The organism is Actinomyces sp. Marseille-QA0893 (assembly GCF_976954355.1).
Window position 1 is genome coordinate 113,394 of the sequence record NZ_CDRJSY010000003.1, and the last position, 16,294, is coordinate 129,687.

The 16,294-nt window shown below is 58.8% G+C and carries 10 protein-coding genes; 9 read left to right on the forward strand and 1 reads right to left on the reverse strand.

Annotated elements, in window-relative coordinates; all coding sequences use genetic code 11:
- Positions 1–10 precede the first annotated feature (10 nt).
- On the forward strand, positions 11–1,717 hold the full coding sequence (locus ACWNMW_RS04915) for a CTP synthase (RefSeq protein ID WP_314212685.1): 1,707 nt from the start codon (positions 11–13) through the stop codon (positions 1,715–1,717).
- Positions 1,718–1,889: 172 nt separating this feature from the next.
- Here ACWNMW_RS04915 and ACWNMW_RS04920 read toward each other — a convergent pair whose 3' ends face one another.
- Complete coding sequence (locus ACWNMW_RS04920; RefSeq protein WP_449490222.1) at positions 1,890–2,993, reverse strand: LacI family DNA-binding transcriptional regulator; 1,104 nt, start codon at positions 2,991–2,993, stop codon at positions 1,890–1,892.
- Between the two features lie 192 nt (positions 2,994–3,185).
- On the opposite strand from ACWNMW_RS04920, the gene ACWNMW_RS04925 reads away from it, so the two are divergent.
- The 8 genes from ACWNMW_RS04925 (at position 3,186) to codA (ending at position 16,279) form a co-directional block, all read left to right on the forward strand.
- Positions 3,186–5,255: a glycoside hydrolase family 31 protein gene (locus tag ACWNMW_RS04925; protein WP_449490223.1), complete on the forward strand. Its 2,070-nt coding sequence runs from the start codon at positions 3,186–3,188 to the stop codon at positions 5,253–5,255.
- A 34-nt stretch (positions 5,256–5,289) separates the two neighbouring features.
- On the forward strand, positions 5,290–6,537 hold the full coding sequence (locus ACWNMW_RS04930) for an ABC transporter substrate-binding protein (protein ID WP_449490224.1): 1,248 nt from the start codon (positions 5,290–5,292) through the stop codon (positions 6,535–6,537).
- Between the two features lie 165 nt (positions 6,538–6,702).
- A complete protein-coding gene (locus tag ACWNMW_RS04935) occupies positions 6,703–7,626 on the forward strand; it encodes a carbohydrate ABC transporter permease (RefSeq protein ID WP_449490225.1) in 924 nt (307 codons plus the stop codon).
- A complete protein-coding gene (locus tag ACWNMW_RS04940) occupies positions 7,626–8,567 on the forward strand; it encodes a carbohydrate ABC transporter permease (protein WP_449490226.1) in 942 nt (313 codons plus the stop codon). The genes ACWNMW_RS04935 and ACWNMW_RS04940 overlap by 1 nt, the downstream gene beginning before the upstream one ends.
- A 247-nt stretch (positions 8,568–8,814) precedes the next feature.
- Positions 8,815–10,557 (forward strand): alpha-glucosidase, encoded by a 1,743-nt coding sequence (locus ACWNMW_RS04945; protein ID WP_072457093.1) that lies wholly within the window; start codon positions 8,815–8,817, stop codon positions 10,555–10,557.
- A 329-nt stretch (positions 10,558–10,886) separates the two neighbouring features.
- The gene (locus tag ACWNMW_RS04950) at positions 10,887–13,544 is read left to right on the forward strand and encodes a glycoside hydrolase family 66 protein (protein ID WP_449490227.1); all 2,658 of its coding nucleotides are present in this window, start codon (positions 10,887–10,889) and stop codon (positions 13,542–13,544) included.
- Positions 13,545–13,760: 216 nt separating this feature from the next.
- Positions 13,761–15,020 carry a cytosine permease gene (gene codB, locus ACWNMW_RS04955; RefSeq protein WP_449490228.1) on the forward strand — a complete coding sequence of 420 codons (1,260 nt, stop codon included), beginning with the start codon at positions 13,761–13,763 and terminating at the stop codon, positions 15,018–15,020.
- Positions 15,017–16,279, forward strand: coding sequence for a cytosine deaminase (gene codA, locus ACWNMW_RS04960; protein WP_449490229.1), 1,263 nt, complete (start codon positions 15,017–15,019; stop codon positions 16,277–16,279). Before codB ends, codA begins: the two co-directional genes overlap by 4 nt.
- Positions 16,280–16,294: the final 15 nt, after the last annotated feature.

Genomic DNA, 16,294 nt, shown 5'->3' on the forward strand with positions numbered 1-16,294 from the left:
CTGAGATTCCATGGTAAACAGCTATGGACGTCGACAAGACGCACAGGAAAACATCACTCGCCACATCTTTGTCACCGGAGGTGTGGTTTCTTCTTTAGGTAAGGGTTTGACGGCCTCGTCGTTGGGGCGCCTGCTGCGTTCACGCGGTCTGAGCGTTGCCATGCAAAAGCTCGATCCTTACATCAATGTCGATCCGGGGACCATGAATCCCTTCCAACACGGTGAGGTTTTCGTCACGGAAGATGGCGCAGAAACCGACCTGGATATTGGCCACTACGAGCGCTTCTTGGACGTGAACCTCTCCGGCGCGGCGAACGCGACGACCGGTCAGGTGTACTCCACCGTCATCGCGAAGGAACGCCGCGGCGAATACCTGGGCGACACCGTCCAGGTCATTCCCCACATCACGGATGAGATCAAGCGCGTCATGCGCGCGCAGGCCATCCCCGACGCCGAGGGAAACGCCCCCGATGTCATCATCACGGAAATTGGCGGAACCGTGGGCGATATCGAGTCCCAGCCCTTCTTGGAGGCCGCGCGTCAGGTGCGCGCCGACCTGGGTCGCGACAATGTCGCATTCGTTCACGTTGCGCTGATTCCCTTCCTGCCTGCGGCTGGTGAACTCAAGACCAAGCCGACCCAGCACTCGGTTGCGACCCTGCGTTCGATCGGTATCCAGCCAGATGCCCTAGTGCTGCGTACGGACCGCCCGCTGCCCGAGGGAATCAAGGGCAAGGTTGCACTCATGTGCGATGTTGACCGTGATGCTGTCATCGAATGTAAGGATGCGGCCTCTATTTATGAGGTCCCCCCGACACTGCACCGCGAGGGCTTGGACGCGTTCCTGGTCCAGCGACTGGGCTTGGCTTTCCGCGATGTGGATTGGAGCGAGTGGAACGAGCTCCTTGAGCGCGTCGAGTCCCCGAAGTACCGCGTCGAGGTTGCGCTGGTTGGAAAATACATCAACCTGCACGACGCCTACCTTTCGGTTTCCGAGGCCGTAAAGCACGGTGGTTTTGCGAATAATGCGCGCGTGGACCTGCGTTGGGTTGCCTCTGACACCTGCGAGACTCCCGAGGGAGCGCAGAAGGCACTGGAAGGTGTGGACGCGATCATCGTCCCCGGCGGTTTCGGCATCCGAGGCATTGAAGGCAAGTTGGGTGCGCTGCGGTGGGCGCGCGAGCATAAGATCCCGACCCTTGGCCTGTGCTTGGGCTTGCAATGCATGGTCATCGAGGCCGCGCGTGATCTGCTGGGGCTGACGGGGGCCTCGTCGACCGAGATGGATCCCGAGACTCCCGATCCGGTCGTTCACACGATGGACTCCCAGGTCGACATTGTTGAGGGCGATGGTGATCTGGGTGGGACCATGCGACTGGGCGCCTACCCCGCGGTCCTTCAGGAAGGTTCTATTGTTGCCGAGGCCTATGGCAAGACCCAGGTTTCGGAGCGCCACCGTCACCGTTTCGAGGTGAACAACGACTACCGCGATCAGCTGGAATCGGTTGGCCTGCACATCTCGGGTACTTCCCCCGATGGGAACCTGGTCGAGTTTGTCGAGCTAGATCGCTCCATGCACCCCTACTATGTAGCAACTCAGGCGCACCCCGAGTTCAAGTCGCGTCCGACGAAGGCTCACCCGCTATTCGCGGGCCTCGTTCGCGCGGCGCTTGAGCGTCACGTCGAGAAGTACGCCGCGCGAGGCGGACGCAAGTAAGGGCTTTAGCTCCCTTATTCCTGGTTTCCTGCTCTACCTCCGTCTTTAGCTCCCTCTTTCCTGGTTTAGCTCATAGATTCCTGGCCTATGAACGCTTATACGTTAGGAGTCGACGAGCTAAACCAGGAGATGGGGCGGGATAGAGGCAAAGCGGAGCATAGCGGGGCGGAAGTCAGCTTTCTCGACCTTCACCAACAACCGTATTCCCGGGCACGAAAATCGGATCAAGCAAGGTCAGGCCATGTACGGGACGGCGGATCTTGGCCTCGGAATCTGCCGACGTCGCGGCATCGGCGGCTATAGCTTCCGCGGCGGCTTCCTTTCGGGGCGCGCCATCGATTTGGGCAACCAGCATCTCGACCGCACGCCTCAATAGTTCGTCGGGGCGAGTATCAAAGTGATCGACATCGAATAGACAGTGTGCGCGCTCGGCAGACCAGCCGCTGGCTACCAGCGAGACATCGCGGCCAGGACGAATCCCCAGGTCAATCAGGGCATTGCACCAGTCATCCGCAGAAATCGTCGGCCCCAAAATATAGGAATCAATCCGGTTATCACCGGCAATTTGCCCAACGAGCTTACGGATCTCGCGGATTCCCGTCTCGCACGTGCGCGAGAGCAAAGGAATCCCCGACTCGCCCGCCGTATCAACAACCGCCTGCCTGAACTGCGAGACGAAGTTCAACGATTGCACATCGGGGCTTGCCGAATGGACGAAAGCAATGTTGCGCGCTCCCGCGTCACGCAGGCGGTGAACCGCAGCGCGCCCGGCCTCGTAGTAATCAACGTCGATGGACTGGATCGGTGCATTGAAAGGCCCAGACCCCGGGGTTCCAATGAAAACTGTGGGGATCTTGCTCTCTGCAACGACGCCCAAACGAGCATCATTGAAGCGCACCTCCATGATGAACAGGCCATCACACAGCGCGGTCTGCATGACTCTTCGAAGCCCGGCGGCGCCCTCGTCGGCGGTGATCAATAGCAGGTCGAAATCGTGTTCGCGCAAGAGCTGCGCCAGAGTGATCAGCATGTAGTGCTGGGCCGCCGCGTCCGCTCCCTCGTGGTAGGGGACCACCACTCCCAGGACGCGGGACTTTCGTGAACGCAAGGATCGGGCACCCGCATGGGGCTGATACCCCAGCTCTTTCATTGCAATTTGGACACGCTTTTCCGTCTCGGGGGAGACGGCTCGGCGTCCACTCATGACATACGAGACCGTGGTTTGCGAGACTCCCGCTAGTTTTGCAACGTCTCTGCTGGTTGGCTGACGCGCCATCTCAGGTCCTCCCGGTATCTTGACAGGATCGCGTGAACAACTTATTGTGAGTTCCGCATCACATGTGCGGGCGTCGATGCCCGCAAATATTTTTTATCCGACGAATACGTATGCGTAATGAACAATACCAGAAAAACTCCTGAAAATTGTCATTAAGCGGATACGTATGCGTCCGGTCAAAAAGGAGCACAGGTGTACACGAAGAAGCAGTACCCCGGCGCAGTTGAACTCTGCTTCGCGCACGAGTTCATCCGCATTGAGGCATGGGGGCGCAATGCGCTTCGTGTGCGCATCGGCCCCTCTGCAGACTTCCCCCAAGGACTAGGAGCCCTCGAAGTGGGGCCCGCCACCGGCCTCGGGACAAGCACGGAAGAAGCAAAGGTCACTGAGATCCCCGGCTACGACACACCCGAAGAAGTCTTCACCAACGGGCGTATCAGCGTCGTCGCCAGCCTTGACGGTGGAACAGGAATCGCCCGCTTCCTTCTGGATTTCCGCAAGGACGGCGAATCTATCCTCCGCGAAGCCCCCGAGCACTTCTGGTGGCCAGGCGCCCACGGAATCTACCCTGGTTTCGGCGGACACGAAGTCCACCAGTGCTTCGCCTCCGACCCCGGCGAACGCTTCTACGGAATGGGCCAGCACTCCTACGATTTCCTCGACCACAAGGGAATCGTCTCCGACCTCGTCCAGCGAAACGGCGAAGTGTCCATTCCCTTCGTCCTCTCTGACAAGGACTACGGATTCTTGTGGAACAACCCCTCCGTCGGCCGCGTCGAATTCGCCAAAGAAAGTACCCGCTGGGTCGCGCAGGCGAGCGAATGGATCGACTACTGGGTGTGCGTGGGCGATACCCCCAAGGAAATCCTCGAGGCCTACGCCGACGCCGTCGGTCACGCGCCCCGCATCCCTCAGTGGGCACTGGGACTGTGGCAATCGAAACTGCGCTACACCAGCCAAGAAGAACTCATGGAAGTCGCGCGCGAATACAAGCGCCGCGGCCTGCCCCTGTCCGTGATCGTCACCGACTTCATCCACTGGCCCGCAATGGGGGAGTGGCGCTTCGACGAAAACGAGTACCCAAACCCCGAAGCAATGATGGCCGAACTGGAAGAAATGGGCACCAAGCTCATGGTCTCCGTGTGGCCCACTGTCTCTCCGCTCGCGCAAACGGACGCAGAAATTCGCGCCAAGGGCCTCTTGGTCGGCACCGAAGCAGGAGTCGAATACCACCAGACCTTCCGCGATAAGGGAATGGACCGCCCGCTCCCCGTTGCCTTCTACGACCCGACAAACCCCGCGGCCCGCGAGTACGTCTGGGACAAACTCAAAAACAACTACTTCGATCTGGGTGTGCGCGTGTTCTGGCTCGATGCCTGCGAACCGGAACTCAACCCCGGTCACCCCTCCAACCTGCGCTTCTACTCCGGAAGCGGCCTGAACGTCTCCAACCTCTACCCGCGCGAGAACGCGCGCATGGTCTGGGAAGGAATGCGTGAGCAGGGCGAAGACCAATTCCTCAGCCTGTGTCGCAGCGCGTGGGCCGGCCAAGCCAAGTACGGCTCGGCGGTATGGAGCGGCGATATTGCCCCCACCTGGGAGGCGCTCTTCACTCAGGTCCGAGCAGGCCAATCCATCGGAATCTCAGGAATCCCGTGGTGGACAAGCGACATTGGCGGCTTCCACGGAGGCGACCCCAGCAACCCCGCCTACCAGGAGCTCTTCGCCCGCTGGTTCGAGTTCGGCACATTCTGCCCACTCATGCGCGTCCACGGTCACCGCGAACCCCGCGAGGACGTGGCCTCGGACAACCCCGGAGGACCCAACGAAATCTGGTCCTACGGCGAGGAAGTCGCACAAATCTGCGCGCGCTACATCCACCTCAGGGAAGCGCTGCGCCCCTACATCGGCCGCGTCATGGACGAGGCCGCCGAGCGCGGAATTCCCCCCATGCGCGCACTCTTCCTCGAATTCCCCGAGGACGCGCGCGCGTGGGAAGAAGAAGGAGAATTCCTCCTTGGTCCCGACCTCCTTGTCGCCCCCATTGTCGAGGCCGGTGCCCGCAGCGCTCGCGTCTACCTTCCTGCGGGAGCGCGCTGGCAGCAGCTGCTGATCGCAGGCGGCGAAGAAGGAGAAAAGGCAGGTGCGGCCTCGTACACCCTGGGAGACGTCTTCGAGGGTGGGCAAGAGGTCACCATCGATGCACCACTGGAGTGCATCCCCGTATTTGTCCGTGAAAACACGGAACTTGGTAGTTGCTGACGGACAACTATCAACACTCAAAGGAGAGAGAATAATGGCACACACATCGAAGCTCGCAATGCGCGGCGTTGCCCTTTTCGGTGCCTCAGTGATGGCACTGGGACTGGGCGCATGTTCAGGAGGAAAGTCGGATTCTTCGTCTGGCGCCTCCGGTGGACAGGTCACCGTTGAAATGTGGGACTACCTGAGCGGTGACACCGCCAACAGCTCGATCGAAGCATCGATTGCAGAGTTCGAGAAGGCAAACCCCGACATCAAGGTCAAGCGCACCACCTTTGCTTTCGCTGACCTGTCGAAGTCCATTCTCCAGGGCTCGGTCGGCGGCGAGGTCCCCGACGTTGCAGTCGTGGACGTGGTCGACAACCAGAACTTCGCGTCTTTGGGCATGCTCAAGGACCTCAGCGGTGATGGTATCAACAAGTCTGATTTCTTCGATGGCCCCTGGTCCTCGGTTGAATTCGATGGAAAGACCTACGGTATTCCGCTGAACTCGAACAACCTCGCCCTGTACTACAACAAGACCATGCTCAAGGAAGCTGGCGTTGAGGTCCCCACCGACTGGGCGTCCCTCAAGGAAGCAGCCAAGAAGACCACCAAGGGTGACGTCAAGGGCCTGGCAATCTCAGCCGTGAAGAACGAGTCCGGAACCTTCCAGCTCCTGCCCTTCGTGTGGCAGACCGGCGGCGACATGTCCAACTACAGCGAGTCCGGCGCAACCGCACTGGCCTACCTGCGCGGCATGATCGAAGACGGTTCCGTCAGCGAAGCAGTCGTCAACTACACCCAGGAAGATGCGCGTACCCAGTTCATCACCGGCAAGGCCGCGATGATGATCAATGGCCCGTGGGAGCTCTCGACCCTGACCAAGGATGCCGAGATCGAATGGGACGTCGCTCCGCTTCCTAAGGACAAGCGCGCAGCAACCTCGATGGGTGGCGAAAACGTTGTCGTCATGAACGGTGCAAAGCAGTCCGAGGCAGCCGTGAAGCTCGCGAAGTACCTGACCAGCGCAGAAGGCGCCAAGATCTACTGCGATGGCTCCGGCCAGCTCTCCTCGCGCCCCGACCTGCAGGGTAAGCTCAAGCTCTCGAGCGATCCTAAGCTCAAGGTCTTCGAAGACCAGCTCCAGTACGCACACGCACGCGCATACGGAAAGGACTACCCGAAGATTTCCGAGGCAATCCAGCTGTCCATGCAGGAAGCCCTGACTGGCGCAGCAACCCCCGAGGCCGCAGCGAAGAAGGCCGCGGAGACAATCACCCCATTGCTGCCCAAGAACTGAGCGGCAAAGGACACAGGTCCGGCGAGTATCGTAGGCCTCGTCAAGGACCGCACAATACCTAGTGGCACCCCACGCGAGTACAAACGCAACAATGGGAGTCCGTGGCAAAGCCGCGGTATCCCTACTCGCGTGGGGAGCCCGCAACTCTGAGTAAGTGAATTTACGATGACGCGAACAAAGAAAGCGGGTCACGACGCAGGATCTCGTTCCATGGCGCGCACGCGACGCCTGGGGTTCCTCCTTGCGCTACCCGCAATCATCTACATAACAATTTTCCTCGTTGTTCCCCTGGTCTATAACATCTGGCTGTCAATCTCCGATGCCAACGGTTCCAACCTCATTACGGGCGACTACCACCCGACGGGCTTTGCGAACTACGAAGCAGTCCTGGCGAGTCCCGGCTTTTGGAATGGCCTCAAGCTCTCGGCGATCTTCACTTTCGCCTCGCTGGCACTGCAGTTCATCATCGGATACGCGATGGCGCTCTTTTTCCGCAAACCCTTCCCCGGAAACGGCATCATTCGAGCGCTGCTGCTGGTCGCCTGGATTCTTCCCGCTGTCGTGACCGGAACAATTTTCCGCTGGATGTTCGACTCTGATTTCGGCGTCATTAACTACTTCTTGACCTCAATGCACCTGGTGGACAAACCGGTCATGTGGCTCACCGGTCCAACAACCGCAATGGTCGCGGTCGTTGTCGCAAACCTCTGGGTTGGAATGCCCTTCAACATGCTCCTGATCTTGTCGGGATTGCACACCATCGACGATGGCTTGTACGAGGCCGCCGAAGTTGATGGTGCGGGCCCCATCCGTACCTTCTTCTCCATTACGGAACCCCTCATGCGTCCTGTCGTCTTCTCGCTCTTGCTCTTGGGTGTCATCAATACCTACAAGGTCTTCGACCTGATCTACACGATGACGAAAGGCGGGCCCGTTGAAGCGACGACGACTTTGCCGATCTTCACTTACCTGCAGACCTTCAAGGTCTTCGATTTTGGTAATGGTGCAGCCGCCTCGATGCTGACGATGGTTCTGCCCTTGGCGCTGTCGTGGTTCTATGTTCGTTCGCTGGATAAGGAGGATGCGTGATGTCTGTGGAGACTTCTGAAGTCCGAGGTGTGGCCAGCGAAAGTGCACCCAAGGACGGAAAGCGCGCCGAGGCCTCGGAAACGAGGACTTTTGCGAAGACAAAGCACGAGAAGCATGAAGGCCGCGTGCGCATCGCAAAATCTGCCGCCGCATGGGTCATGGCGATCTTCTATCTTTTCCCGGTCTATTGGATGGTGTGCACGGCCTTCAAGACGCAGAAAGAAACCTTCGTTCAGCCACCGCACCTCATCCCACAAAATCCGACGCTTGATTCCTTCCGAGTCGCCTTCAGCGACAACTTTGGGATCTGGAAGGCGCTGGGGAACTCGGCGATCATCGCTGCTGGGTGTCTGGTACTGACGCTGCTCTTTGCAATCCCCGCGGCCTACGCGATCGCGCGAATGAGGAGCGCAGTGACAACGGGGATGCTGATCTTGTTGAGCGTCGTTCAGCTCCTCCCCGCCATCGCGATCTCGATCCCGATGTTCGTGCTTTTCCGTCAAGCGGGAATGGTTAACACCCTCCCCTCGATCATCTTGGCGGACGTGACGGGCACCCTGCCTTTCGCGATCATCATGCTGCGGCCTTTCTTCAAGCAGTTCCCGAAGGAAGTTGAGGAGGCGGCGCGACTTGATGGCCTCGGAATCATTGGAACCATCGTTCGCGTGGTGATCCCAACGATTCGCCCTGGTGTCATCATGATCGGGTCCTTCTCGTTCCTCATGACTTGGGGTGAATTCACCTTCGCGTTGACCTTGCTGACGAAGGCGGATCTGCAGCCTTTGACGGTTGCTTTGAACCGCTTGATCGGTCAGTATGCGACGAACTGGAATGACCTGATGGCTGTGGCCACGGTTATTGCAATCCCGGTTTTGATCCTCTTCATTGCTCTGCAGCGCTATATCGTTGCTGGCCTCGCCGGTGGCGCGACGAAGGGGTGAGGACGCGGCGAAGGGGATACAGCGCGGCGAGGCCGGGGCGTGCCCTCCCCACTTCGTTCTCTCATTCCTGCTTTAGCTCACTGACTCCGGGCCTATGACTGTTCTGAGGCCGTAGGTGAGCGAGCTAAAGCAGGAGGGGATGGACGCGTGTAGACATCGCCCAGAAGTTGGTGTTCACTGAGATCACGAACATCCAAGGTCCGCAGGGCATTCGCACCTCCACCAACGAAGATTTGGCAGGTTCTCTGTGTTATTCGATGAAACTCAACTTCCCGAAACGCACTCGGCACTTCACTTTCCGGCCGATGAATGGTGGAAGAGCGCGGTTGTTTATCAGATCTATCCCCGCTCATTTAACGACGCGAACGGAGATGGTTTCGGCGATCTCCAAGGGATCCGCTCCAGGTTGGGATACCTGAAGGAACTGGGCGTTGATGTCCTGTGGCTCTCGCCGATCTACCGCTCGCCCCAAGCCGATAATGGCTACGACATTTCCGATTATCAGGACATCGATCCCGCTTTCGGGACCATGGACGACTTCAATGAACTCATCGCAGACGTTCACTCCCTAGGGATGAAACTGGTCATGGACCTGGTCGTCAACCACACCTCGGACGAGCACCCGTGGTTCATTGAGTCGCGTTCCTCGATCGATAATCCAAAGCGCGATTGGTACTACTGGCGTGACCCGCGTCCGGGTTTTGAGGGAGGAACCCCCGGAGCCGAACCCACGAATTGGGGATCATTCTTCTCCGGTCCCGTGTGGAAATACGACCCGCATACCGGTCAGTACTACCTCCATCTCTTCGCAGAAAAACAGCCCGACCTGAACTGGGAGAACCCCGAAGTTCGCCAGGCCGTCTACGAAATGATGCGCTGGTGGCTAGACCGCGGGGTCGATGGCTTCCGAATGGATGTCATCAACCTGATCTCGAAGGTCCCCGGCCTTCCCGATGGCACCTGCCAGCCCGGTCAGGATCTTGCCGACGGAAGCCCCTTCTACATGGAGGGACCGCGCCTGCATGAATTTCTCCAGGAAATGCACGGTGAGGTTTTCGAGGGCCGTGGAGCGATCTTCACCGTTGGGGAAACCCCCGGGGTACTCCTCGAAAATGCTCCTCTCTACTCTGATCCCGCGCGCCACGAAGTCAACATGATCTTCCAATTCGAGCACGTCGGCTTAGGGCTGCCCGAAGGAAAATTCGGCCGCCGCACGTTGGAGGCAGGAGACCTCGCGGACTCGCTCACGCGCTGGCAAGAAGGCCTCGCCGAGCGGGGATGGAACAGCCTCTACCTGTGCAACCACGATCAACCGCGCACGGTCAGTCGTTTCGGCGATGAAAAGTACTGGTATGACAGTGCAACCGCACTTGCGACGATTCTTCATCTCCTGCGCGGAACCCCCTATATCTACCAGGGTGAAGAACTGGGCATGACGAACACGGTCTTCGCGGGGATCGAGGACTTTGAGGACATCGAGTCCACCAACTACTACCGTGTGGCCACCGAACACGGAGACGATCCCGAGCGCGTCCTTGATGGCCTGCGTGCGATGGGCCGCGATAACGCGCGCACTCCCGTCCAGTGGGATGCGTCGGACAATGCTGGTTTTACGACGGGTACGCCGTGGATTGCTCTCAATCCGAACTACCCGGTCATCAACGCCTCCGAGCAGGTGGGGGACCCGGTCTCGGTGTTCTCCTACTTCCGCGCGCTCATTCGCCTGCGTCATCACCTGCCGGTTGTTGCCGATGGGCGGTTTGAGCGCATCGATGCGGGGCATCGTGAGATTTTCGCCTTCCGCCGCACCTTGGGTGAGCGCCAGCTGGTAGTTATTGCAAATCTTTCCTCGAAAGATCTGGCCCCGGTCCTTCCTTCAGAGATTTCCGAGGCCGTACCTGCGTTTGTCCCAGTCCTGACCAATGCGAATGTGTGGGAAGAGATGGGTGCGCCGCTTGCTCCGTGGAGGGCGCGGGTTTTTCTTCGATAGTCATCGTGTCAACCATTGAGACCATTCATGTTTGAATTCGCTGGAAATTCACGATTTTTCTGAGAAATAGTGAATACGTATTCGGTGAATTGAGGCTCTGACCTGCGCTGATAGTTATCAGTGCAGGTCAGAGCTGTTTTATTGTCACTCTTCCGCGGTATTTCAACGATTTTTCAATCCAGAATTAAGTCGCTGTGATTCATTGTTATGCCAATGTTGCGTGCAGGAATGGTTCTGGATGCGTTCAGGCGATCTTTGTAGCGTCATCGCGAAGCTTTAACAGGCTGTTTTCGCTGATAACACGCAGAAAAACAGAGTGAGGGATACGCATGCGGATTGGAACCGCAAAGAAGATTGGGGCGCTCGTAACTGCCGGTGTACTCGCGGGAAGCGCGACAGTACTCGGCGCAGAATATCGCGCAGAAGCCGCCCCAACAATTACGAAAGTCTGGGCCGACAAAGCGCGTTATGAGCCGGGGAAACCCGTCACCGTTACTGCCCAAACCCAAGGGAGCGGGGAAGTGAACTTCTCACTCACTCACCTGGGAAAGCAGGTTGATCACTACACCGCCCAGGCCTCGGAAAATGGCAAAACAACCTGGACTTTCACTCCCCCGAGCACGGACTTCACGGGCTACATGGTGGAAGTCGACACTAAAGATTCCCAAGCGAATACGGCGATTGACGTCTCCAGCACCTGGACGCGATACCCACGCTTTGGCTACCTGGGTAACTACAGCGCTGACCTCAGTGGAAAGACGGACGGCATCATCGATCAGCTGGCCCAGGATTACCACATCAATTCGCTCCAGTACTACGACTGGATGTGGCGTCATGAAGACCCGGTGCGCTACGAAGACGGCAAGGACGCGCCGCAGTGGAGCGACTGGAAGAAGTGGAACTTCTCCTCGGACGTCATCAAGCAATTCATCGCCTCGGGCGATGATGCCGGCGTCGCCTCGCTGCCCTACTCCATGAGCTATGCAGCACTTGAGGGGTACCAAAACCACGGCGTGAGTAGCGACTGGGCAATCAACATCCGAGGCGACAACGACACCCGCGTCCCCTGGACAAGCGTCATGATCCCCGGCCAGCAGGACACAACCCTGCACATGATGAACCCGCAGAATACTCAGTGGCGTCAGCATATGGTCGATCAGTACAAGAAGCAGATCGAACTGGGCTTCGAGGGAACGCATATCGACCAGCTCGGTAACCCTCAGGGCGCGTGGGATGTCAACGGGAACCCCGTCGACCTCGAAGCCGGTTTTGCGTCGCTCGTGAACGAGACTTCGGAGCAGACGAAGAAGCCTGTTGGACTCAATGCCGTTGACGGCTACGGTTCCAGCCAATTGGCTCAGTCCAAAGCCGACTACCTCTACACCGAGCTGTGGGGCAGCCAGGCCTCGAACTCGAACTTGGCGGACTATCTGGAACGTCAGCGCAAGGAGTCCGGAGGCAAGAGCGCAGTCGTCGCTGCATACATGAACTCCGACTCCGTGACGGGCGACCGATACGAGGCCGAGGACGCGTCTCACGCGGGACTGCCCACGGCCTCGGACCACGAAGGCTACACGGGCAAGGGATTCGTCGAGCAGCCCGAATGGCGAGGGAAGGCTGTCTCCTTTAACGTCAATGTCACTGAGAGTCGCAACTACGGTCTGGTCTTGCGCTGGGCGAATGCAACCGGACGCATGGCTGTGCGCAGCGTGTACGTCGATGGCAAGAAGATCGGCGTCCTGTACATGGGATCAAGCCCGACACATTTCAACGACAACTCTGACATCTGGACCCGGTGGAGCACGGGCGAGGCCAGGAGCACGTGGCTGGACAAGGGACAGCACACAATCACCTACCAGTTCGATGAGGGCGATTGCGGAGATATCAACGTTGACTCGTTGACGGTTTCTTCCTTCGACACTCCTTCCGTTCAGTTGGCTGACGCGGTATTCGCGGCAAACGGCGCGCACCACCTGGAACTGGGCCAGGACAACAACATGCTCAATGGCCCCTTCTTCCCTGACCGCATCAAGTTCATGAGCTATGAGCTGCAGGACTGGCTGCGTAACTACTACAACGTCATTACCGGTTACGAAAATGTCCTCTACGGACCCAACCTTCACCGCGTCAGCCGAGGAGTGTCGATCCAGGGGCATAACGTCAGCTCCAACGGAAGCGCAAACACCATTTGGGCAAACGCCATGACCAATGGTGATACGCAGGTCCTTCACCTGATCAACCTCGAGAAGGACAATGATGACAAGTGGCGTGATCCCACCGCAAAGCCCGAGACTTTGCTTGGCTTGCCCGTTTCCTACACGATTGGCGACGGTGAAGTTCCCGCGCACTTGTACGCGGTCAGTCCCGATGTTGATGGCGGTCGTGCGCGTGAGATTCCCTTCACCGTCAAGACCAACGATCAAGGACAGCTCACCGTGAACTTCACGGCAGACGTGCTCTCCGTGTGGGACTTCTTCTATACGCAAAAGGACGAGGCCGCGCACAACGATGGCGGCAACACTGACGGTCACTCGGATGCCAACACTCCCGACAACACGCCGAGTACTCAGCTTCAGCAGGGAGCGTTGGTCAATGGAAATGGGAAGTGCTTGGATCTGTGGGACGGAGCGAGCCTCAATGGACGCAAGATTCAGGAGTGGGATTGTGTGCGCACGACGTCTTCTGACCGAAGCGGCTCCGAGCCGATCTACGCACAGAATGTGACCTTTGATCAGGGCAAACTCATGCTGGCCGGCAAGTGCCTCGACATCTTCGAGCAGCGCAATGAGAACGGAACTCCCATTCACCTGTGGGACTGCGTCCCCGCGCCCACGCAGGAATGGAGGCAGTTGTCAGGCGGTCAACTGCAAAACGTGGCGACTGGGAAATGTCTGGCAGTTCGGGAAGACTCTTCCGAAAACGGGACAGTCATTCACCTATGGGATTGTCATTCAGGGCAGACTGAAAAATGGAGTTTCGAGCGGTAGCCGCTGGGGAACTCCGTAATGGCCGTGGCCCCATTTCCTTGGAGGGAGAGGTGGGGCCACGGTCTTTTTCTGGGTGCGTCACGTCTCACATGGAATGGGTTTGCAATGAGTGTTCGTGGCGCGATACTCTTTTGGCAATTTGGGCTAGTTCAGCACCAGGTTGATGAAGTTTACGAATGTAGTGCCACGAAACCTTAGAAGCAGGAAGGATAACCGATGAGCACGATCGCCCCCACCCGAGAAAAAGAAGAAGTCACTCGACACGATGATGACTTCTCATTTGAAGCAGTTCCATCTCAGAACCGACGGTCATTTTGGGCCGTCGGTTTTGTTATGCTCGGCTTCACCTTCTTCTCCGCCTCGATGAGCGTTGGAGCAAAGCTCGGAAACGGTCTCAATTACTCGCAGTACGTGTGGGCGGTGATCATCGGCGGCGCGATCTTGGCCGTCTACACCGGATCCCTGGGCTACATCGGCGCAAAGACCGGACTGAGCTTCGACCTCATGTCCCGCCACACCTTCGGACGTATCGGTTCCTACCTCCCCTCGGCACTCATCTCCTTCACGCAGATGGGTTGGTTCGGTGTCGGCGTTGCGATGTTCGGCATCCCCGCAGCTGAAACCCTGGGAATCAGCCCCTGGCCGGTCGTCATCGTTGCAGGTGGACTCATGACCGCTTCCGCTTACTTCGGAATCAAGGCCATCGAAATCGTCTCCTTCATCTCGGTGCCCCTGATCGCAATCCTCGGTAGCTACTCGATGATCGCCGCAGTGAACGACGGAGGCGGCCTCCACGCAGTCTTCGGACAAAACCAGGGAATGACCACGGTGACCGCAATCGGCCTCGTTATCGGAAGCTTCGTCTCCGGCGGAAGCGCAACCCCGAACTTCACGCGTTTCGCGAAGACCACCACTTCGGCGGTCATCACGACGGTCATCGCCTTCTTCATCGGCAACACCTTGATGTTCTCCTTCGGCGCGGTCGGCGGTGCCTTCACCGGCAAGGACGACATCTTCTACGTCATGATGGCCCAGGGCCTGCTGATCCCCGCCCTCATCGTCCTCGGCGCCAACATCTGGACGACGAACAACAACGCCCTGTACACGACCGGTCTTGGATACGCGAACATCACCGGAATCAACAAGAAGCCCCTGGTCTTGGTCGCTGGAGTCATCGGCACCCTGGGCGCCCTGTGGCTCTACGACAACTTCGTCGGCTGGCTGAGCCTGCTCAACGCCACTCTGCCTCCCATCGGCGCGGTCCTGGTCGCGGATTACTTCGCCCGCAGGAAGACCTACATGACTGAGGGTGAGAGCGCAACCACCATCAAGTGGGCACCGATCGTCGCCTTGGTCGCAGGCGCGCTGACCGGCTGGCTGACCCCCGGCTTCGGAATCGTCTCGATCAACGCCATGGTCGTCGCGATCCTCGTCTACTTCGTCGGAAGCGCAATCGAGAAGGGAATCCGTCGATGAGCACCCCCGCAAACGCTGGAGCGAACCTGCTCATCAAGGGTGTCCGCATTGAAGACGGACCCGCCGGAGTCGACATCCGCATCACGGACGGAAAGTTCGCGGAAATCGGCGCGGGACTGACGCCTCGTGAAGGCGAAGAGGTCCGCGACTACACGGGCAAGCTGGTGCTGCCCCCCTATATCGAATCCCACGTTCACTTGGATACGGCGCTGACCTCGGGACAGCCGCGCTACAACGAAAGCGGAACCCTCTTTGAGGGCATCGAGGTGTGGAGCGAGCGCAAGCAGAGCCTGACCTACGAGGACGTCAAGGATCGCGCGGGCCGCGCACTTCGTCAGCAGGCCCAGTTCGGCATCCAGTACGTGCGCTCGCACGTCGACGTGACCGATCCGGACCTGACAGCCCTTCGTGCGCTCATCGATCTGCGTGAGGAACTCAAGGACTCCATGACCCTGCAGTTGGTTGCCTTCCCGCAGGAGGGCATCGAGTCCTTCCCCAACGGACGCGACCTCATGCGTCGCGCGGCGGAAATGGGCGTGGATGCAATCGGCGCCATCCCGCACTTCGAGTTCACCCGCGAGTACTCCGTCTCCTCGCTGAACTTCGCAGTCGAGCTCGCCCAGGAATACGGACTGCTCATGGACGTGCACTGCGACGAAATCGACGACGAGGCCTCGCGCGGGCTGGAAACTCTGGCCACGCGCGCACTTGAGGCCGGGATTGGGCCGCGAGTGACCGCCTCGCACACGACGGCAATGCACTCCTACAACAATGCGTACTTCCTGCGCTTGGTGCGCCTGCTCAAGATGAGTGGCATCAACTTCGTGTCGAATCCTCTGGTCAATACGCACCTGCAGGGGCGTGTCGACACCTATCCGAAGCGCCGAGGCGTCACCCGCGTGAAGGAACTAACCGAGGCAGGAATCAACGTTTCCTTCGGTCAGGATGATATTGAGGATCCGTGGAATCCCATGGGTACCGGAAACTTGCGTGATGTCGTGCTCAACGGCCTGTATGTCACGCAGATGATGGCGCGCCCGGAGATCACGGGCTCGTACAACTTCATCACCCACAATGCTGCGCGCACGCTGAGCCTGTCCGATTACGGGATCGAGGTTGGAAACACGGCGAACTTCATTGTGCTGGACGCCAAGGATTGGTTCCACGCACTGAGCTTCGGTGCTCCTGTGCTTGCGAACTTCCGCGCTGGCCGAGTGCTGGCGGAGTGCGAACCCCTCGCACGCCGCGTGCACTTCTAGGGATTGCCGAGGCCG

What these genes read in the sequence shown, in the direction of transcription:
- ACWNMW_RS04940 (WP_449490226.1), top strand. Translation starts at nt 7,626, where the DNA reads ATGTCTGTGGAGACTTCTGAAGTCCGAGGTGTGGCCAGCGAAAGTGCA.
- ACWNMW_RS04930 (WP_449490224.1), top strand. Translation starts at nt 5,290, where the DNA reads ATGGCACACACATCGAAGCTCGCAATGCGCGGCGTTGCCCTTTTCGGT.
- codB (WP_449490228.1), top strand. Translation starts at nt 13,761, where the DNA reads ATGAGCACGATCGCCCCCACCCGAGAAAAAGAAGAAGTCACTCGACAC.
- codA (WP_449490229.1), top strand. Translation starts at nt 15,017, where the DNA reads ATGAGCACCCCCGCAAACGCTGGAGCGAACCTGCTCATCAAGGGTGTC.
- ACWNMW_RS04920 (WP_449490222.1), bottom strand. Translation starts at nt 2,993, where the DNA reads ATGGCGCGTCAGCCAACCAGCAGAGACGTTGCAAAACTAGCGGGAGTC.
- ACWNMW_RS04915 (WP_314212685.1), top strand. Translation starts at nt 11, where the DNA reads ATGGTAAACAGCTATGGACGTCGACAAGACGCACAGGAAAACATCACT.
- ACWNMW_RS04950 (WP_449490227.1), top strand. Translation starts at nt 10,887, where the DNA reads ATGCGGATTGGAACCGCAAAGAAGATTGGGGCGCTCGTAACTGCCGGT.
- ACWNMW_RS04935 (WP_449490225.1), top strand. Translation starts at nt 6,703, where the DNA reads ATGACGCGAACAAAGAAAGCGGGTCACGACGCAGGATCTCGTTCCATG.